General features: G+C 38.7%; 20 protein-coding genes. 6 read left to right on the plus strand and 14 right to left on the minus strand.

What is annotated here, in order from left to right; translation table 11 throughout:
- Nucleotide 1: 1 nt before the first annotated feature.
- Entirely contained in the window at nucleotides 2-481 is a 480-nt protein-coding gene (locus HWV58_RS16650; RefSeq protein WP_175635169.1) for a TlpA family protein disulfide reductase, read from the minus strand.
- Nucleotides 482-554: 73 nt separating this feature from the next.
- On the opposite strand from HWV58_RS16650, the gene HWV58_RS16655 reads away from it, so the two are divergent.
- Together HWV58_RS16655 and smpB are read left to right on the plus strand one after the other, a co-directional pair.
- Nucleotides 555-920, plus strand: a complete 366-nt coding sequence (locus HWV58_RS16655; RefSeq protein WP_175635170.1) for a hypothetical protein — start codon at nucleotides 555-557, stop codon at nucleotides 918-920.
- Nucleotides 921-1,104: 184 nt separating this feature from the next.
- Nucleotides 1,105-1,554: an SsrA-binding protein gene (gene smpB, locus HWV58_RS16660; protein ID WP_124558566.1), complete on the plus strand. Its 450-nt coding sequence runs from the start codon at nucleotides 1,105-1,107 to the stop codon at nucleotides 1,552-1,554.
- 122 nt (nucleotides 1,555-1,676) lie between these two features.
- Here smpB and HWV58_RS16665 read toward each other — a convergent pair whose 3' ends face one another.
- From HWV58_RS16665 to HWV58_RS16675, 3 genes are all read right to left on the minus strand, one after another.
- On the minus strand, nucleotides 1,677-2,333 hold the full coding sequence (locus tag HWV58_RS16665) for a protein-L-isoaspartate(D-aspartate) O-methyltransferase (RefSeq protein WP_175635171.1): 657 nt from the start codon (nucleotides 2,331-2,333) through the stop codon (nucleotides 1,677-1,679).
- Between the two features lie 253 nt (nucleotides 2,334-2,586).
- Entirely contained in the window at nucleotides 2,587-5,067 is a 2,481-nt protein-coding gene (gene priA, locus HWV58_RS16670) for a replication restart helicase PriA (RefSeq protein ID WP_175635172.1), read from the minus strand.
- Nucleotides 5,067-5,453, minus strand: a complete 387-nt coding sequence (locus tag HWV58_RS16675) for a DUF423 domain-containing protein (RefSeq protein ID WP_175635173.1) — start codon at nucleotides 5,451-5,453, stop codon at nucleotides 5,067-5,069. Before HWV58_RS16675 ends, priA begins: the two co-directional genes overlap by 1 nt.
- Nucleotides 5,454-5,543: 90 nt before the next feature.
- Here HWV58_RS16675 and HWV58_RS16680 point away from each other — a divergent pair, with 90 nt between their 5' ends.
- Both HWV58_RS16680 and HWV58_RS16685 read left to right on the plus strand, forming a co-directional pair.
- Nucleotides 5,544-7,112 carry a hypothetical protein gene (locus HWV58_RS16680; RefSeq protein ID WP_175635174.1) on the plus strand — a complete coding sequence of 523 codons (1,569 nt, stop codon included), beginning with the start codon at nucleotides 5,544-5,546 and terminating at the stop codon, nucleotides 7,110-7,112.
- A 387-nt stretch (nucleotides 7,113-7,499) separates the two neighbouring features.
- Complete coding sequence (locus HWV58_RS16685; RefSeq protein ID WP_175635175.1) at nucleotides 7,500-8,552, plus strand: DUF5723 family protein; 1,053 nt, start codon at nucleotides 7,500-7,502, stop codon at nucleotides 8,550-8,552.
- 4 nt (nucleotides 8,553-8,556) lie between these two features.
- Here HWV58_RS16685 and tsaB read toward each other — a convergent pair whose 3' ends face one another.
- The 8 genes from tsaB to HWV58_RS16725 all read right to left on the minus strand — a co-directional run bounded on the left by tsaB (nucleotide 8,557) and on the right by HWV58_RS16725 (nucleotide 13,967).
- Entirely contained in the window at nucleotides 8,557-9,252 is a 696-nt protein-coding gene (tsaB, locus tag HWV58_RS16690) for a tRNA (adenosine(37)-N6)-threonylcarbamoyltransferase complex dimerization subunit type 1 TsaB (protein WP_175635176.1), read from the minus strand.
- A gap of 547 nt (nucleotides 9,253-9,799) precedes the next feature.
- Nucleotides 9,800-10,030 (minus strand): membrane protein insertion efficiency factor YidD, encoded by a 231-nt coding sequence (gene yidD, locus HWV58_RS16695; protein WP_175635177.1) that lies wholly within the window; start codon nucleotides 10,028-10,030, stop codon nucleotides 9,800-9,802.
- Nucleotides 10,014-10,412 (minus strand): ribonuclease P protein component, encoded by a 399-nt coding sequence (locus HWV58_RS16700; protein WP_175635178.1) that lies wholly within the window; start codon nucleotides 10,410-10,412, stop codon nucleotides 10,014-10,016. Before HWV58_RS16700 ends, yidD begins: the two co-directional genes overlap by 17 nt.
- Before the next feature lie 66 nt (nucleotides 10,413-10,478).
- Nucleotides 10,479-10,637, minus strand: coding sequence for a 50S ribosomal protein L34 (gene rpmH, locus HWV58_RS16705; protein ID WP_010601723.1), 159 nt, complete (start codon nucleotides 10,635-10,637; stop codon nucleotides 10,479-10,481).
- Between the two features lie 439 nt (nucleotides 10,638-11,076).
- Nucleotides 11,077-11,811: a LytR/AlgR family response regulator transcription factor gene (locus tag HWV58_RS16710; RefSeq protein WP_175635179.1), complete on the minus strand. Its 735-nt coding sequence runs from the start codon at nucleotides 11,809-11,811 to the stop codon at nucleotides 11,077-11,079.
- Nucleotides 11,789-12,850 carry a sensor histidine kinase gene (locus HWV58_RS16715; RefSeq protein WP_235972749.1) on the minus strand — a complete coding sequence of 354 codons (1,062 nt, stop codon included), beginning with the start codon at nucleotides 12,848-12,850 and terminating at the stop codon, nucleotides 11,789-11,791. The genes HWV58_RS16710 and HWV58_RS16715 overlap by 23 nt, the downstream gene beginning before the upstream one ends.
- Nucleotides 12,847-13,188 (minus strand): DUF4288 domain-containing protein, encoded by a 342-nt coding sequence (locus tag HWV58_RS16720; protein ID WP_175635180.1) that lies wholly within the window; start codon nucleotides 13,186-13,188, stop codon nucleotides 12,847-12,849. Before HWV58_RS16720 ends, HWV58_RS16715 begins: the two co-directional genes overlap by 4 nt.
- Nucleotides 13,189-13,202: 14 nt before the next feature.
- Complete coding sequence (locus HWV58_RS16725) at nucleotides 13,203-13,967, minus strand: LiaF transmembrane domain-containing protein (protein WP_175635181.1); 765 nt, start codon at nucleotides 13,965-13,967, stop codon at nucleotides 13,203-13,205.
- A gap of 132 nt (nucleotides 13,968-14,099) precedes the next feature.
- Here HWV58_RS16725 and HWV58_RS16730 point away from each other — a divergent pair, with 132 nt between their 5' ends.
- Nucleotides 14,100-14,972: a ChaN family lipoprotein gene (locus HWV58_RS16730; RefSeq protein ID WP_175635182.1), complete on the plus strand. Its 873-nt coding sequence runs from the start codon at nucleotides 14,100-14,102 to the stop codon at nucleotides 14,970-14,972.
- A gap of 41 nt (nucleotides 14,973-15,013) precedes the next feature.
- On the opposite strand, the gene mscL is transcribed toward HWV58_RS16730, so the two are convergent.
- Entirely contained in the window at nucleotides 15,014-15,451 is a 438-nt protein-coding gene (gene mscL / locus HWV58_RS16735) for a large conductance mechanosensitive channel protein MscL (protein WP_175635183.1), read from the minus strand.
- A 162-nt stretch (nucleotides 15,452-15,613) separates the two neighbouring features.
- Here mscL and rpoN point away from each other — a divergent pair, with 162 nt between their 5' ends.
- Nucleotides 15,614-17,086, plus strand: a complete 1,473-nt coding sequence (rpoN, locus tag HWV58_RS16740) for an RNA polymerase factor sigma-54 (RefSeq protein ID WP_175635184.1) — start codon at nucleotides 15,614-15,616, stop codon at nucleotides 17,084-17,086.
- A gap of 84 nt (nucleotides 17,087-17,170) precedes the next feature.
- Here rpoN and HWV58_RS16745 read toward each other — a convergent pair whose 3' ends face one another.
- Nucleotides 17,171-18,181 (minus strand): PorP/SprF family type IX secretion system membrane protein, encoded by a 1,011-nt coding sequence (locus tag HWV58_RS16745; RefSeq protein ID WP_175635185.1) that lies wholly within the window; start codon nucleotides 18,179-18,181, stop codon nucleotides 17,171-17,173.
- Nucleotides 18,182-18,183 lie beyond the last annotated feature (2 nt).

Here is an 18,183-nt window from a genome sequence, read left to right on the forward strand (position 1 = left end):
GTTATTTACCCACTACCTTGATCATTTTTTTAATTCCGCCGTCGCCTGATTCATACAATAGCAATTTGCCTGCAGATGAATATAAATACATTGCTGGGTATTGCTTGGGTAAAAACGTTGGGATAAACATGCGTTTTTTATCCTGCAGCACCAATACATTTGGCTTGCTATTTAAACCTTTAGCATATGAATTGAAAAACTGCGGGATGATATAGCCTTCATCCATGGTTATCATGTAAATGTTTACATCTTTAAACCTGGTGTAATTGGCATTCAGCTCCTTACTTTCTCTCTGACAATGCTCACAGGTACAATCGAACAAAATGAAAAGGTTTTTCTTTCCCTGTTTAATATCGCCGTTTGAAAAAGCCTTTCCATCCAATTTATAAAAGGTAAACTGAGGTAATAAAGTAGGTTGTTGTGCTTTTAGCTGAAAGGTAACGGCCAGCAATAAAATTAAAAATAGGTTTCTGAATTTCATTTTAGATAGTTAAAGTCCAAACTTAAACGAATAAATGCGAACATAATAATATATCATTAGCTTTTACAAACTGATGAAGATTTTTAAGGGCCTGTATAGATTACCCGGTTTTAAAAAGCAGAAAACATTTTTGAAAATAAAAGTCAGTTTTCCATGGCAATTGCAGCCCCGCCATCCGCTTTATCCCGATGAAATATCGGGATGCCCGCTTTTGTCTGGTTTAGGAACGGGGGCCTGGAATACAGATGACTGGTTTAAGTTCCATGCACCAAAGAAGTCAAGTTTGAATGTACAAATCGCTATAAAACCTGATTTCTTTAAAATGTACAACAAAAAGAAGTCAAGTTTGAATGTGCAAATCGCTATAAAACTTGACTTCTTTAAACTGTACCACCAAAATGAAGTCAAATTTGAATATTCAAATCGCTATAAAACCTGACTTCTTTAAACTGTACAACCAAAGAAGTCAAGTTTGAATGTGCAAATCGCTATAAAACCTGACTTCTTTGAACTGAGCAATTAAAAATTAAATTATCACGTCAATTTTTAAGATATTTGCAACCCGAAACTATACTTTATATACAAATGTATAATTATCGCAATAACCTATACTTTATAAAATTTTGAAAAACGATATCAATATAAAAAATAAAAGAGCCTATTTCGACTATAATCTGATAGACAAGTACGTAGCCGGAATTGCCCTTTTAGGTACTGAAATAAAAGCGATCAGACAAGGAAAAGCCAACATGACCGATGCATTCTGCACGTTTATTGGTGGCATCCTGTATGTACGCAACCTGCATGTTTCGGAGTATAGCCACAGCTCATTTTATCACCACGATATTAAACGCGACCGTGCTTTGCTATTGCAAAAGAAAGAACTCAGAAAACTGAAGCTTAAAGGAGAAGAAAAAGGTTATACCATCGTTCCTTTACGCATTTTTATTAATGAAAGAGGTTTCGCTAAAATGGAAATTGCCTTAGCACAGGGTAAAAAAGAATTCGATAAACGCGATAGCATCAAAGATAGAGATACCAAGCGGGAATTGGATAGAGCATTGAAGAGATAGTTTGGAGTTGGCAGTATTTAGTTGGGAGTTCTGGGCGCAGACAAACCGTTGTTAAAAATGGCTGGAAGTTTTTAATTGAGGGGTTGTAACTCAACACTCCGAACTAAAAACGCCAAACTCACCTACCATGCCTGGTCGCCTACCAATGGTACAAACCTGAAAGTATCCAGTACAATTTTCTCATAATCAGTTTCACTTACACGGATTACAGTTACCATTTTCTGTGTTTGCTCATCTCCCACCGGGATAACCAGAATACCACCAATTTTTAACTGTTTCAATAAGATTTCGGGAACCAACGGTGCACCAGCAGTAACAATGATCTTATCATAAGGCGCATGTTTGGCAATGCCTTTTGAACCATCGCCGCAATAAAAAGTAGGCTTATACCCCATTCCCGGTAAAACCTGAATGGTTCTGTTATAAATATTCTCTTGTCTTTCAATTGTATAAACCTTAGCACCCAGCTCCATTAAAATGCAGGTTTGATAGCCAGAGCCAGTACCAATTTCGAGTACTTTATCTCCTGTTTTAATGTGCAGCAATTCGCTCTGATAGGCCACGGTATAGGGTTGCGAAATGGTTTGCCCATCGCCAATAGGAAAGGCTATATCTTTATAAGCCTGGTTCCAGAAAGTTTCGTCGAAAAAGAAATGACGGGGCACTTTGCCAATGGCTTTTAGTACAAGCTCATCTTCAATTCCGCGAGATCTCAACAACTCGACTAATTTTTTTCTAGCTCCCCGCTCCCGATAATTATCAACAAATTTATACGCCATGAAGTTTCAAAATTAGCCTTTTTAAACCGTGTTTCAAGAGAATTATAGAATTTAGCCTGGGATTAACGATTGAACACCTGAGTTAGAGAAGGATACATTATCAACATAAATTTACTGATTTTTTGAATTAAAAATGAGTTAAGGACGGAATTAAAAAATGAGTGAATGCTTGAAGGATGGAATGAGTAAATGCCCCCCCTAACATTCAACCATTCAAAACTCAATCATTCACAACTCAATCATTCAAACACCCTTAGTATGGATCAACATCTATCTGTGTAAAAACACCTTTAAACTCTTTGGTTGCATTAAATTCGGTTAATGTTTCGCGCAGGGCATCTTTAACCTTCTGAATAGCGGTGTGCTTATCGGCTTTGATTATAATCTGTTTGATGTAGAGATTACGCACCCGTGTAACCAATGGCTGCTCGGGACCTAAAACCCGTTTACCAAATTTCGCTTTAAGGATGTTGGCCAGGGTTAATGCAGCATGATCGAGCACATGCGAATCTTTGTGTTTAATGTACAGGAATATCATGCGCGAAAAAGGCGGGTATAAAAACTTTTCACGTTCTACAATTTCATCGTTGTACATCCCTTCGTAATCGTTGTTTACCACCTGCTTAATAATGCGGTTTTCGGCATCGTAAGTCTGGATGCATACATTTCCCTGATCTGCCCTGCGCCCTGCCCTGCCGGCAACCTGCGCCAGCAATTGGAAACTACGCTCGTAAGCACGAAAATCGGGATAACCTAAAAGTGTATCGGCATTAATTACCCCGATTAAACTCAGGTTATCAAAATCCAATCCCTTGGCCACCATTTGGGTACCAATCAGAATGTCAGTTTTCTTTTCCTGGAAATCATTTAAAATCTGCTGAAGGCCGTTTTTAGTCCGGGTACTGTCCATATCCAAACGGGCAATGGTAATCTCCGGATACAGCAGCCTCAACTCTTCTTCAATACGCTCGGTACCGAAGCCTTTTTGCTCAACATGTACCGAACCACAAGCCGGACAAATGTTAACACTACTTTGCTGATAACCACAATAATGGCAATGTAACTTACCGCTGCTTTTGTGATAGGTTAAACTTACATCGCAGTTTACACATTTCGGTGTATAACCACAGGTAGCGCAAATGAGAATGGTTGCGTAACCCCGCCTGTTTTGAAACAACACAATCTGTTCTTTCTTCGAAAGTGCCAGATCAATATCTTTAATCAGCACACTCGAAAAATAAGAACTCATCGTCTTTTTCTTGGTTTCGTCAGAAATGCTTACTACTTGCTGGTTTGGCAGCTGCACTCCACCAAAACGTTCTTTCATTTCTACCAAACCATACTTACCCTGTAGGGCATTGTAATAACTTTCAAGCGATGGTGTAGCTGAGCCCAATACCACTTTAGCCTGGTGCAGATAGCCTAAATAAATAGCCGCATCTCTCGCCTGATACCGGGGTGCCGGATCATATTGCTTATAAGATGGTTCGTGTTCCTCATCTACAACAATTAATTTAAGGTGCTGAAAAGGCAAAAACACCGCTGAACGCGCACCTAAAATTACTTTATAGGCACCCGTCCTTACTTTATTCCAGATTTCGACACGCTCGTTGTTATTAAATTTGGAATGGTAAACCCCTATCGAATTGCCAAAATAGCGCTTTATCCGTTCTACAATTTGTGTGGTTAAAGCAATTTCGGGCAGGAGAAATAAAACCTGTCCATCAGTATGCTGAATAATTTCTTCGATTAGCTTGATGTACACCTGCGTTTTACCCGATGCGGTAACACCATGCAGTAACACCACTTCTTTTTCTTCAAAATGATGGTTAATCTTCGCTAAAGCCTGCTGCTGACCTTCATTCAGCTCAAAATTAACATTAAATGCTTCATCGTGGGCTGCCAACCGGCTAACCGGTCGCTTCATCACCACAAAAATATCTTTATCGGTAAGTGCCTTAAATGCCGCAGGTCCGCAATTACTTTCTTCTAAAAGCTGTTCTTTAGAAACAGGTAAATTCGATTTCTGCAATTTAAGGTAGGCCAGTAAAGCATCCAGCTGCTTTGGTGCCCTATCTAAAATACCGAAAAGCTGCTTCAGGTTTTCTTCGTCGCTGTAAAAATCGTTCAGCATTACGAACGATTTAAGCAACGGTTTATATTTCTGCACCACTTCTTCTGCCACCAGTACCAGCATTTTATCTAACAACTGGTTAATTATCGGGTAAACCGTTTTTTGTCCAAGCAGCTTAGAAACATCGTTAACCGTTAATTTCTCCTGCTTTTTGAGGGCAGCGATAATTACTTCTTCTTTATCTGTAAGTGTAGTTTCTTCGTCGTAATCATCGCGGAGGATGAGAATGGTTTCACTGGCCAGCTTTAAACTTGCAGGCAGGGCTGCCGCCATTACATCGCCTTCATTACACATGTAATAATTGGTCATCCAGGTCCAGAACTTAAGCTGGGTGGACGTAATTACAGGTTCGTTATCAATTACATCAATAATATATTTCGCTTCGTAAACGGTAGGTGGAACGGTGGTAATACCACTAATTAAAGCGGTGTATATGCGGTGCTTACCAAACTGAACAACTACACGTTTCCCGATGGCAATCTGCTCATTAAGATCAAAAGGTACACGATAAGTATAGTTTTTTGCCAGAGATAAGGGCAAAATAACTTCAACAAAAAGTGTTTCTCTTTCTGTAAATATATCGTTTTCGTAAGTATTCATTATTTATCTTTAAATGCCGCAAAAAAGAGCATTATCCATCCCAGCACGAATAAAAGTCCGCCAATTGGTGTTAATGGGCCAATAAATGCCGTAAACCCTAAGTGCGATATACTACGGGTAGCCAACAGGTATAAAGAACCCGAAAAAAGCACAATACCAAAAGTAAAGCAGAAGTAAGCAATGTTAATTAGCTTATTGCGGTAACGCGCAAAGGTAGACAGATAAAGCAATGCGAAAGTGTGGTAAAACTGGTAATCAACCCCTTTCTGCCAGATTTCAAGCGAAGGTGCATCTATCAAAGCTTTTAAACCATGAGCGCCAAATGCACCCAGCAGAACAGCAACAACACCAAAAAAAGAAGCAGTAAGGATTATTCGTTTATTCATAGTTCTTTGCTATAAGCAATCGCTAAATTAATAATTTGACAAAGAACTTCTCACTAATCAATGTAATAAATTAAATTTGTTGCACAGCAGATGAAAAAGATCGTAATTCTAACAAGCGCATTATTTTTAGGTGTAGCCCTGATGGCCTACCTCTATTTTTCGAGATTGGGAATTGAAAACAATGCAAAAGATTTAGCCCTGCAATCAGCAACCAATAATGCGGCCCTAATATTTTCATTTCAGAACGACAAGGGTTTTTACAACATTATGGAAGGCCAGCAGTTGATTCAACAGGTTTTAGGCCAGGACAAAATAAACCTGCTTAACCAGTTAAAAAAGAGCATTATCGACGATAACGTACTCAACAAATACATTAAAGATCAACAGGTTTACATTAGCGTATTGCCCGACACCAACAAAACCTTAAATTTCCTGATAACGCTCCAGATTTCGCCTGAAAACGATATTAAAAAGTTTTACGATCAGTTAAAATCAAAAAAGGCAATCAGCCAAAATTCAAAAGATATTTACGACATTAAGCTAAACGATAGCCTTGCCGTTTTTATGGGAGTACAAAGCCAGGTAATAACGGTATCAACTTCGTTAAAGCTGATTAAAGATGCAAGTATTCGCCTTACCGAAAATCCTTTTACTGAATTTATTAAAGAGAACAACCACCAGATTAAAAATGTGCTTGCACATGTTTACATTAACTTTAACCAGGCACCATTATTGCTTAAAAGCATTATAGCGGGCAATATTAACGGGGAAATTGCTGTATTTGATAAACAAAACAGTTATGCCATCCTCAATTACAATTTCAGTAAAGAGAAAATCCTGTTTAACGGGAATACGCAATTAAAGGATCCTGACAACTACCTTAAACTATTCGAAAACACACCTGCACAAAATACAGCAATACAAAATATTTTACCTGATAATACAGCTAATTACGTACTGTATGCTTTTGATGATTACAGCAAATGGCTGGGCAAATTGAATACCTGGCAACAGCAGAACAAAACAGCCGAACAAGCCAATACGGTGATCAAAAAGATTAAAGATCAGTATAGAGTGGATCTAAATACTGTTTTTCCGGCTTATACTAAAAATCAGTTTGTAACTTTTCAACTCAGCACCACCGAAAAACTAGGTGCAATTGCCTTAAACAATGGCGAAAAAGTAAGGCAGCTGCTACTGGATGTGAGCGCTGATTACAACGAAGACATTAAGCTTTTTAAATCGCCGGATATTTTGTTCAGCTATTTCGGCGAGCCTTTTAAAAAATTCGGCAGGCCTTATTATACCATTATTGATAACAATTTAATTGTAGCCAACAACGCCAGCACCATTCAGGTATTTTTGAACAATTACAAAAACGACCGGCTATTAATACAAACCCCACAGTATTTAGATGCAGTAAACCAGATTTCGAATACTTCGAACGTGAGTTACTATATCAACACCAAAAATTCGGCAGCTATTTTCAGGGATAACATTCAGCAACCTTTTTACAAACATTTAAGGGCTGATAGCGGTTTAAAAAGTTTCGATACCTTTTGCTACCAGATGAGTGCTGACCGCGATAAATTTATTACCAACTTACTATTAAACAAATATTTAAAACCAGAAATACCAGATTCACTAAGCAACCGTTAATAAAAAGAACCGTCCCCAAGAACTAATTTACATGAAGAAACTTTTACTTACGTTACTGGCAGTAGCCGGCTTCGGGGTAGCAAATGCACAGCAATACGCGCTTTTTGGCACAAAGACCATGTTCGATGCATTCGAAAACCCATCTCAAAAATCGTTTACTTTAGATTCGTCGCGAAAATTTTCTTCTAACTTCTTTCTGCCCTATTTTGGTACAAATGCCATTAACAAAGGAAGCTCTAAGTTTACGATCCGCAGATTAACACAAGAGGGCACCTGGGATACCGAAGGCTTACCATTGGGTACAGGTGAGGTTAACCACTTTTCGAAAACAGCAATATTTACGTTGCGGCCTTCCGTCTTTTTAAATCGTACAAATACCAGAAAGAGATGGGTTTTGCCTGGCAAATCAGATCAGATGCCCATATCGATTACACCAACGAAACCCTGGCTATTTTCGATTCGTATGAGCGCTTTACACCGGGAAGGGAATACACCGGGATATTCGACACCAAAGGTTACCAGCAAACCTACCATCAGTTTAGCTTTACTTACCGTGAAAACTGGAATAAACGCCTTGCATTTGGTTTAAAAGCCAGTTTGCTGAGCGGCATGGCTTACAATAAACTGGATGTTAAAGACTCTTACCTCTATATCGATCCCGAAGCATCGGCCATGTTAATAGGCTTAAGGGGAACTTATTCTGCTAATTTTTCTGACTTTAATGAGGTAGATAAAAAAACTTTCTTCCCCAACTTTAAAAACCCCGGTCTGTCTTTAGGTTTCGGAACTAACTATACTACTAAAAAAGGATTGTTTTTAATGGCCAACATTAAAGACCTTGGTTTTATCTGGTGGCGCAGTAATACGCACAGAAATACAGTAGATCAATCAAAGGTAATCGAGAATCTGGAAAACAACCAATCCAACACCAATCAGGAAATTGAAGATATATTTCTTTTATCAGAACAGAGCAAAAAGTTTTTAGCCCCTACAAATGCCAAAATTGATGTGTTTGTATCTAAACGTTACGGCTTTTACAAACCTGCTTTAGCCGTTTCGAAGAATTTGTTTTACAAAGGTGGCGATATTGCTTTTGTAAACACTTTTATCGCCAACGATTTTTCGGCAAGTGTTACTCCCTTATATAATTTGAACCAGGTATTTATGGTTGGTATACAAGCCAAATATCAGACACCAAACTTCGAATTATTTTTAGGCTCAGATAATTTAATTGCTACCAGCTTTCAAACCCTTGGCACCATTAGAAACGACGCTACTGTAGGCAGCGGGCCAAATGGGGCATCGTTTTATATGGGTGTAGGCATTAAATTCGGGAACGTAGTAAACCACCCTCAATTTAGCGATGTAATACCGGGCATTAACGATAATGAAGGCGGAAGTTTCTTTAAAAGTCTATTCTCGATATTTAAAAGAAGATAAATAATTAAGGCTGAGCCTGCTGCTTCTTAGGTTGGGTAACCACAAAATCTTTAAGGTAAAAAGGTTCGAAATAGGCTACATCTTCGAAGTTTCTTTGTTGGAAAGCAGTTTCAGCTAATGCCGACATGTAAGCAGCTGTGTTGAAATTAGCAGCATCGAAGTGTGCATTTTCGTGGGTTAAAACATCGGCGCATTTAGCTGCTCCATCGCCCAGGAAAGTAATTTGCTGCGTTGCAAGCAAATCAGCAAAACTGGTTTCGTCTATAATTTTGGCTTCGGTTGGTAAAAGAACATTCAGACTGGTATCAAAAACCGAGGTATAAACTTCCATGCGTCGCGCATCGATCATCGGACCAATTAACCCCGTATAATCAGGATTCTCCGACTCAAAGCCAGCAGCCATCATTTTTAGCGTTTCGATGGCGATTAAAGGCTTATCCAAAGCATAACATAAACCCTTGGCAGTAGAAACGCCAATTCGCAAGCCTGTGTAAGAACCAGGGCCTTTACTTACCGCAATGGCATCGAGCTCGCTATAGTTTAAGCCGGCATTTTTTAACACTTCATCAATAAACAGGGTGAGCCTACTCGCATGCAAATTTTGCCCGGTTTCTTCTTTTACCGAAACTGTTTTCCCATCAACCGATAAAGCAACTGAACAAACCGCTGTAGCTGTTTCTATTTGAAGTATTTTAGCCATGGTGCAAAGATATTAAAAAATGGAAAATGGAAGAGGTAATATAGAAGATGGACCGGGGTAGTTTTCAGTTTGCAGTTGACAATTGCTACCCTACTTACCTTATCATCGTTAGATATTTGTCATCCTGAATGCAATGAAGGATCTTTAAATTAAAAACAAACTAAGTAGATTTCTCCGTTCGGTTGCACTTCAGTCGAAATGACGATTAAGATTGGAATGGAATCAATCAAAGATCGACTAACCAAGCCCCAGGTTTCAGTTGGCAATTAGCAGTTGATTAACCCGTTTAAACAATTAACCAGTTAAACTAATTTGAATTTGATGGAAAATGGAAGAGGTAATATGGAAGATGTATTGGGCTAGTTCACAGTTTTCAGTTGGCAGTCGATTAACCAGTTTAAACAATTAACCAGTTAAACTATCTTCAATTGGATTTAAGGCTATTAACCATCAACTATGAACCATCAACAAACCGCTTTTCAATGAATCACGCTACCTACAAATGAACCAATGACAAATGAACCAATGACCAGTGAACAAATGAACCCTAAGGAACCGGATCGTGCCCATGTTTACCCCAGGGATGACATCGGCCAATGCGCTTAAGCGCCATCCATCCACCTTTAAAGGGCCCGTGTTTTTTAATGGCTTCTACCCCATACTGCGAACAGGTTGGCGTAAACCTGCAATTTGCACCCAGCATTGGCGAAATGGCATATTGGTATACTTTTATCAAACCTAAAAAGAACCAGCCAAACAGTTTATTGATGAACTTCATTGGGTTGAATTAAGTTTTGGAATCGCTTAAATGTGGCAATGAGTTTCTTCTCGATGAAAGCAAATGCGTATTTATCTTTCCCTACAAATTGAATGGAAAGCAATAACAGCCCTTTATCGGTTGGCAATGGCAGGTATAATTGATTTTGTTTATTGAGGCGGTAAGCTTCGCGAATGCGGCGTTTAAGCAGGTTGCGATCTACTGCACGCTTGTATCTTTTTTTGGGAACATTAATCACCACCTGTGCGGGCACATCAGCTGGCTGATCGATAAAAAGATAGGAAACCCGAAAAGGGTATAATAAAAAAGAAGAACCGTTTTTAAACAACAGGTCTAAATGTTTCCTGCTGCATAACCGTTCTTCTTTTCTGAATGTGTACATATATTTTGATTGATAACTGCAGATTTTGATCTGCCAATTCCGGTTTTACGGAAAAGCAATCAAAAATTATGCTTTATGCTTGCGTTCGTCAGAAACTGTTAATCTTTTTCTTCCTTTAGCACGACGTGATGCTAATACTCGTCTGCCGTTAGCTGTTGCCATTCTTTCGCGGAAGCCGTGTTTGTTTCTTCTCTTTCTTTGCGAAGGTTGGTATGTTCTTTTCATGACTGTATATTATCTATTGTAAAATTAAGAGGTGCAAATATAAAGCGATTTCTCTATAAATGCAAGAGTGATTAATTATTATTTTTTCTATTTAGTTGCAAATGTAATAATTCTTTTGAAAAATGAACAGTATAGCTCCTTATAATGATAAGAAGAGCATTGAATTAGTTTTGGCTTTTTAAAATCTTTCTTTTAAAAATTAGAAGAATCAATACCAATAAAGCAGATATTCCCAAAAAAGACTTCATCTGAACAATAGATTGGCATAGGTCGTTTCCCGTTATCCTAGAAATACAATCACCGCCCCCTTCCGTTTCGTATTTTAAACTTACCATGGTATTTAAAATACCGAATGGAAAAAGAAAGAGCCCAAAAATAGCCGCGCACAAAAGGATACGGTAGTATATTTTATTCACTATTTGACCTTTTAATTAATCCTTTACAAGCCCAATGCTGCCTTCAGTTTCACATAGCCCGTTTTGCTTACCGGAAGCCAAATATCTGATTTTAACAGCACCACATAGCTGTCTTTCTCTTTAAGTTCTATTTTGGTTACCTGCGCAAGGTTAATGATATATGAGCGGTGTATTCTGATAAACTGGCTTGCATCGAGTGTCTGCTCAAAATAAGCCATGGTTTTATTCTTGTAGTAAACTCCTTCAATGGTACTCAGTTTAACATAGTCATCGTCAGCCTCAAGGTAGTTAATGTCGGCAACCGGAATAATTTTAATTACCCCATCTTTTTTAACCACTACCCTATTGTTTTGTGCCGGACTTAAGGCTGCTGCATCTAAAACGGCTTCAGTATTTTCGCTTTGGTTTAATTTGGCCGGTATTTTTTTCACAGCCGCATCAAAGCGCATTTTATCGATTGGTTTAAGCAGATAATCTACAGCATTAACTTCAAAGGCTTTAATGGCATATTCATCAAAAGCAGTGGTAAAAATCACGGCAGGTTTGTCTTCAACCAGCTCCAGCATTTCGAAGCCACTAATTTTCGGCATCTGAATATCCAAAAAAATAAGGTCGGGTTTGTGCTGGGTAATCGCTTTTAATCCTTCGAAACCATCTCCACATTCGGCAACAATCTCTATTTCTGCATGATCGGAAAGGTAGAATTTTACAATATCTCTAGCTAAAGGTTCATCATCAATTAGTATTGTTCTGATCATTTTTTTGTGGAATTTTTAGGGTGGTAATATATAAATTATTTGCCTCAATATCGGTCTGTAACAGATGTGTATTCGCAAATAACAGATATAACCTCCTTTTAATGGCACTCAAACCAAATCCAGTACCCCCGGCAGCTTTCATTTCAGGGTCGAAAGGATTTTGTACACGTAGCGACAGCAAATGCTGATCTACTGTAACATCTATCTTAATGGTAATGCCTGCTGAGGTATTGTAAAGTCCGAATTTAATCGCATTTTCTACAATTGGTTGTAGTAAAGTACCCGGCAAACAGAGGTTTAAAGTATCCTCAGCTACATTTACTTCTATATTTAACCGATGACTAAACCTAACTTTTTCGATATCGAGATACAACTGAATATATTCCATTTCTTCTTCAACCGAAACCCACAATTCATCATCACGTTTCAAAGTGCCGCGTAAAAATGCAGCCAGCTTGGTAATCATCACCCCTGCCTCCTTAGGATTAACCATAGTTAGCGCAAACACCGAATTTAAGCTGTTGAACAGAAAATGCGGCTGTAACTGGTGCCTTAATTTATTTAACTCTGCCTCTTTGGCCAGGTTCTTGGCTGCCGAAAGTCTTTCGTGCGTTTCTGATTGTTCTTCTAAACGATACCACAAAATATTTGCCAGTGCGCACCAGCCCAAACACATAAAAGAGATTAAGCCCCTGAAGGCGAAAGAAAAATTGTAAAAGTCGTTGTACTCTTTATAATCGGCAAAAATATACAGTAAAGAATATTTTGCTGCATATATAATTACAAAGGTGAGCACAATGGAGATAATAAGCACGTACAGGATACGCTCGTTTTTAGGCTGATAATAGCCGAGCATATTGCTGATACCGATACAGGCCAGTGCCAATAAAACGTTATTGATCAGGCTATCTGTAGCTGAAATCCACCACGAGAAATTAACGACATAATGCAATCCAACAGCGCACAATATCACCCAAACTACCGCAAAGGAAAGTGATGTTTTTTGTATCTGTGGAACGGATAAAGGTCTAGTTGTCAAAACGGTTTTTGATTAGTTAATGATTGATTGCGGTGTTTGAGCTCTTCCAGGTATTGATCAACCGATTCGGGTTCAATAATACTGGAACTAACCTCCACACCATCAGCAGGTTCTTCTACCGCCGATATTCCCCCAACACCGATAAACTTCCACACCACTTTTTCACCTTTACAGTTATCGAATGGCGGGTTAAAATTTACTGCATTTAACCTGGCCTTATCAAGGGCCTGCATTTGCCCAATGGCCTGTATTAAACGCGTTTGTTCGTTAAACTGTGGCGCGTGCTTTCCGTCGCCACAAATTACCTGATAAATACAATTTACTGCAAACCACTTCATAGGCAATGATTTAATTAAAAGCTTTTTATCTCTATTCCTCCAAATAAGGCTGTACCATTTAAAACCAATGTTTTTTGCATTTCGCTTATAGGCATGGTATGCGCCCGTTTATCTTCAACGCTACCAAAAAGCGCCGTCACATTCGATTTGATGGCCCAGGTTGGGGGGATAATTAATTTAATCCCCCCAAATACCGCCGTTACATCAAGTGAAACTGTTTCCGGAAAATCGGCCTGCGTCATTACAATATCGGCACCACCAAAAACGGCTGTAATATCGCCCCCCTGAAAATTTTTCGAATAAACTGTTTGATTATTTCCACCGAAAACAGCCATTACATCGATAATATCGTTATTGTTTGCTGTTTTATCATAGCCAAAAGCAGTCGAATCGGCATACTTATCTTTTTTGCGCCTGCCGAATAATCCACCGTCTTTAAATGAATTTTTAGGCCGGAAGATTAAAAAGCCTCCTACAATTACCAAGCCTACACCTAAAGCATATTTCGAGAAATCGAAATCGAAGCCCATGTTATCGATGGTATTATAGGCCCCGATTAAAACTAAAATCAACCAGCCTATGCCCCTGAAATTACGGCGTGCTCCGATAAAAAGACCGAGAACAATTAAAAAATTAGACCAGCTAAAGATCCAGTTGGGAATATCGAGTCCAATGTTATCCAGTAAAAATGCGAAGCCGATCACCACTATGATTACACCACTCCAAACCCTTCCAGAGTTTTTAATGTGGCTATTTTCGTTTATATTGAGATTTTCCATGTGTGTTACATTATTTAATAACCAAAAGTATTGATAAGATGAAGAGCAGCCTACACAGCCAGTGTGGAAATTGGATAAAAGGCGGTAAATAACCTCATTTTGTCGGTGAAAATTATTTTGTTACTTTGAAATATGAAATTTCTCCTGATGATTATTGGCTTGGGGATTTGCGGTACGCTCCATGCACAAGACATAAGTACCCGTTATAAAATTTTCGATGTTCGAAAACAAAAAACGATTAGCCTCGATGATTTAATTATCGATATGGACCAGGCTGATGTGCTTTTCTTTGGCGAAGACCATAACGATTCGGTGGGGCATTACCTCGAGGCTGAAATTTTCAAAAAACTGAGTAACAGGTATCCGCAAAAAACAGCGCTATCGTTAGAAATGTTTCATACAGATGTGCAACCTGTAGTAAATGAATACCTGGCAGGATCGATTTCGGAAAAAAACTTCATTAAAGAAGGGCGTGCCTGGGGAAATTACAAAGATTACAAACCTTTAATCGAACAAGCCAAACAACAAAAGCTACCCGTTATTGCTGCAAATGCAGCTGCACGTTACAGTAATGCAGTTACAATGAATGGATTAAAGGTTTTAGAAAATCTGCCCAAAAGTTCGCTCAGTTTTTTACCTCCCCTACCCATTGATACTGCACAGGGCAGGTATTATGATAAATTTACCGAAACTTTAGGCGGCCATAGCATGGGACCAATGAAAATTTACCAGACACAAAATTTATGGGATGCAACAATGGCCTGGTCTATAGGCAAGTTTGCCAAACAAAACAGAGGCTTTAAAATACTGCAGCTCAACGGTCGTTTCCACAGTGATGAAAAGCTGGGCACATTGGCCAAACTGGCACAGTCCAGTCCAAAACTAAAAATACTAAATATTTCTTCGTTTTCAGATCAGAGTTTCTCCAATCCCGATTGGGAAAAGTTTAAAAACCTGGGCGATTATGTAATTATTACCGACCCAACGGTAAAAAGGAGCTATTAAAAAAAACTCCGCAGATGGGACAAATCTGCGGAGTTTAAATATTAAGCTTTTGTTTTTAACAAATCTCTGATTTCGGTTAAAAGAACTTCTTCTTTTGTTGGTGCAGGTGGCGCTGCAGCAGCAACGGCTTCTTCTTTACGTTTCATTTGGTTAATGGCTTTAACCATAAGGAAGATTACCAATGCCAATAAAAGAAAATTAATGGCTACTGTTATAAAGTTACCATAAGCAAAAATTGCAGCACCATCTATTTTTTTTGCATCGGCTAATGCTGTTCCTTCTGGCACGGCTCCACGCAGTACTACGTACAAGTTGCTAAAATCGGGTTTACCTATGATTGCAGCAACAACAGGCATTACCAAATCATTAACTACACTGTCGATTATCTTTCCAAACGCACCACCAATAATTACCCCAACAGCAAGATCCATTACGTTGCCTTTTATAGCAAACTCTTTAAATTCTTTTACAAATCCCATTTTACATTAAGTTTTAGTTTTTTATTAAAATTAGCAAACATAAAACGAAATACAAATGTTTAGGAAATAATTTAAAAACCGAACATATCAGTAGCATTTAGGCTAATTCAGCAGAATATCTGAAATCTATTGTTTATTTTTGCCCATTCTTTTATACATACTATGCTAAAGCAACACTTACAACAAAAATTATTACAAAAGTTATCACCTCAGCAAATACAGTTTATTAAGCTTTTGCAGGTGCCTACTGTTGCTTTAGATACCCGTGTAAAAGAAGAACTGGAAGAAAATCCGGCACTTGAGGATCCAAGTTTAATGACTCAGGATGAACCTAAAAGTGAATATGATGATTTAAATGATGGCCCTGAAGATTACGAACAGTCATCAGAAGATAACAGCATGGATGAGTTTAATGTAGATGATTACCTGCAGGATGACTCGGCCAACGATTACAGCACCAATTACAATAACGGCGATGACGATGAGGAGAAGAAAGAAACGCCTATTGCCATTGAAAGTACTTTTTTCGAAAGTTTACAGGAGCAGTTGGATCTTATTCCTTTATCGGATCAGGATTTTATTATCGGTAAACAGATTATCGGCAGTTTAGACGATGACGGTTATTTGCGCCGTCCGCTGGGCTCGATGATTGATGATCTTGCTTTTTCGCAAAACGTAATGGTTGAAGAGGATGATGTGCTCGAAATGTTAAAGTTGATTCAAAGCTTTGATCCTCCGGGTATCGGTGCAAGAGACCTTAAAGAATGTTTGCTGATCCAGTTAAAGCGTAAAGATACGCACAACCCCATCATTGTTAAGGCAATGAATGTGGTAGAAAATTATCTGGATGAATTTACCCGTAAACATTACGATAAACTGGAAAAAAGTTTAGGCTTAGACAGCGAAGAACTTAAAGAGGTGGTAAGCGAAATACTGCGCTTAAACCCTAAGCCCGGTGATGCCAATCAGGTAACGACCAAGCAGATGCAGATTATCCCCGATTTTCATATCAGCAACAACGATGGCGTATTGATTTTAACCCTGAACTCGAAAAATGCTCCTGAGCTTAAGGTTAGCCGCTCTTACCAGGAAATGTTTGAGCACTACGATAAGGCTTCATCAAAAGATAAAAAATTAAAAGAAGCCGTTCAGTTTGTAAAACAGAAACTGGATTCGGCACGCTGGTTTATCGATGCGATCAAACAGCGTCAACAAACCTTATTAAAAACGATGAATGCCATCATGCATTATCAGTATGAGTATTTTTTAACGGCCGATGAGCGTAAAATGCGCCCAATGATCTTAAAGGATATTGCTGATAAAATTGATATGGATATCTCAACCGTATCACGTGTGGCCAACTCTAAATATGTACAAACTGAATTTGGCACTTTCTTATTAAAATCGTTCTTCTCAGAAGCCATCCAAACCGAAAACGGCGAAGAAGTTTCGAACAAAGAGGTTAAAAAAATATTGGAAGATTGCATAGGCAACGAAGATAAACGCAAACCTTTAGCCGACGAGAAACTGACCGAAATATTAAAAGAAAGAGGCTATAACATTGCCAGAAGAACTGTTGCCAAATACCGTGAGCAAATGAATATCCCGGTGGCGAGGTTAAGAAAAGAACTTTAAGGCAGTTTTCAATTCGCAGTTTTCAGCTTTCAGTTGATTATTGTTTGAAATTTTCGAATTGTAAACTGGAAACTGGAAACTGATTTACCACATTTTAATATAAGAAGGCACTTTGTAGATATTATTAAGCATTAAGCCTAAAACAATTTCATGACTGCCATTGCTTACCTGGTTTAGTGCAGAAGTAGAAAAATCGTACGAATAAGTCAGGTTAACCATTTTACCGATGTTAAATCCAGCCATAGCTGAGAAAGAGTCATCTTTGCGGTAACTGCCACCCAGCCAAACTTTATCTTTAAAAGCCAGTTTCATATTCAGATCGACTGAAACGGGTGCTGGTGAAACATATTTAACCATTACAGAAGGGATAGCCGAAATTTCCTCATCTACAAAAAACTTATAACCCGCAGTAGCAAAGTAATGCGGCACTTCTTTTCCTAAATTGTAGCTGTTTTCGCCGGTAAAACTTAATTTTTGCGGCAAAATTTGTTGTACAGAAATACCGGCAAACATACGGGCACCGTATAACCACAAGCCGATACTTAAATCGGGTTTTACCTGATTAATCAAAGCCCTGTTTAATGCCGGATCGTATGGTGTATCGAACGTTAGGGCATTAACATCAAGCGAAATGCTCGAAATTCCCGCTGCAACACCAGCTGATAGGTTAAAATTATTACTCAACTGCAAATGGTAAGCGTAAGTTACATTGGCATCCAGCCTTTTTACCGGTCCGGTTTTATCGAGCACTGCAGTTACCCCCATCCCATGGTGCGAGGGAGACGACATATAATTCTGCATATAATTACGGTCCATCGGGTTTCCGGTTTGTTCGGGGAAAGCGGTAAGCGCATTACTCCACAACTGGTTATCGCCCAAAGCCCAATGTGCCGATACAAAAGAAGTTTGAGGTGCATCAGTAATTCCTGACCATTGTTTGCGGTATCCTCCCTTAAAATCGATATAATTTTCAATTCCCGAAAGTGCTGGGTTTAGGAGGTACTGGTTAAAAATATATTGGGTATACTGGGGCTTCTGCTGTGAAAAAGCAGTAAATGAGGCAAAAAGCGCTAATATGACGATGAACTTCTTCAATT

The organism is Pedobacter ghigonis (genome assembly GCF_903166585.1).
GTDB classification, from domain to species: domain Bacteria; phylum Bacteroidota; class Bacteroidia; order Sphingobacteriales; family Sphingobacteriaceae; genus Pedobacter; species Pedobacter ghigonis.

Coding starts and splice junctions, on each gene's coding strand:
- tsaB (WP_175635176.1), bottom strand. CDS start 9,252: ATGGCTAAAATACTTCAAATAGAAACAGCTACAGCGGTTTGTTCAGTT.
- rpoN (WP_175635184.1), top strand. CDS start 15,614: ATGCTAAAGCAACACTTACAACAAAAATTATTACAAAAGTTATCACCT.
- mscL (WP_175635183.1), bottom strand. CDS start 15,451: ATGGGATTTGTAAAAGAATTTAAAGAGTTTGCTATAAAAGGCAACGTA.
- HWV58_RS16710 (WP_175635179.1), bottom strand. CDS start 11,811: ATGATCAGAACAATACTAATTGATGATGAACCTTTAGCTAGAGATATT.
- rpmH (WP_010601723.1), bottom strand. CDS start 10,637: ATGAAAAGAACATACCAACCTTCGCAAAGAAAGAGAAGAAACAAACAC.
- HWV58_RS16730 (WP_175635182.1), top strand. CDS start 14,100: ATGAAATTTCTCCTGATGATTATTGGCTTGGGGATTTGCGGTACGCTC.
- HWV58_RS16700 (WP_175635178.1), bottom strand. CDS start 10,412: ATGTACACATTCAGAAAAGAAGAACGGTTATGCAGCAGGAAACATTTA.
- HWV58_RS16725 (WP_175635181.1), bottom strand. CDS start 13,967: ATGGAAAATCTCAATATAAACGAAAATAGCCACATTAAAAACTCTGGA.
- HWV58_RS16685 (WP_175635175.1), top strand. CDS start 7,500: ATGGGTTTTGCCTGGCAAATCAGATCAGATGCCCATATCGATTACACC.
- HWV58_RS16650 (WP_175635169.1), bottom strand. CDS start 481: ATGAAATTCAGAAACCTATTTTTAATTTTATTGCTGGCCGTTACCTTT.
- HWV58_RS16720 (WP_175635180.1), bottom strand. CDS start 13,188: ATGAAGTGGTTTGCAGTAAATTGTATTTATCAGGTAATTTGTGGCGAC.
- HWV58_RS16680 (WP_175635174.1), top strand. CDS start 5,544: ATGAAAAAGATCGTAATTCTAACAAGCGCATTATTTTTAGGTGTAGCC.
- HWV58_RS16655 (WP_175635170.1), top strand. CDS start 555: ATGAAGATTTTTAAGGGCCTGTATAGATTACCCGGTTTTAAAAAGCAG.
- HWV58_RS16665 (WP_175635171.1), bottom strand. CDS start 2,333: ATGGCGTATAAATTTGTTGATAATTATCGGGAGCGGGGAGCTAGAAAA.
- HWV58_RS16675 (WP_175635173.1), bottom strand. CDS start 5,453: ATGAATAAACGAATAATCCTTACTGCTTCTTTTTTTGGTGTTGTTGCT.
- priA (WP_175635172.1), bottom strand. CDS start 5,067: ATGAATACTTACGAAAACGATATATTTACAGAAAGAGAAACACTTTTT.
- yidD (WP_175635177.1), bottom strand. CDS start 10,030: ATGAAGTTCATCAATAAACTGTTTGGCTGGTTCTTTTTAGGTTTGATA.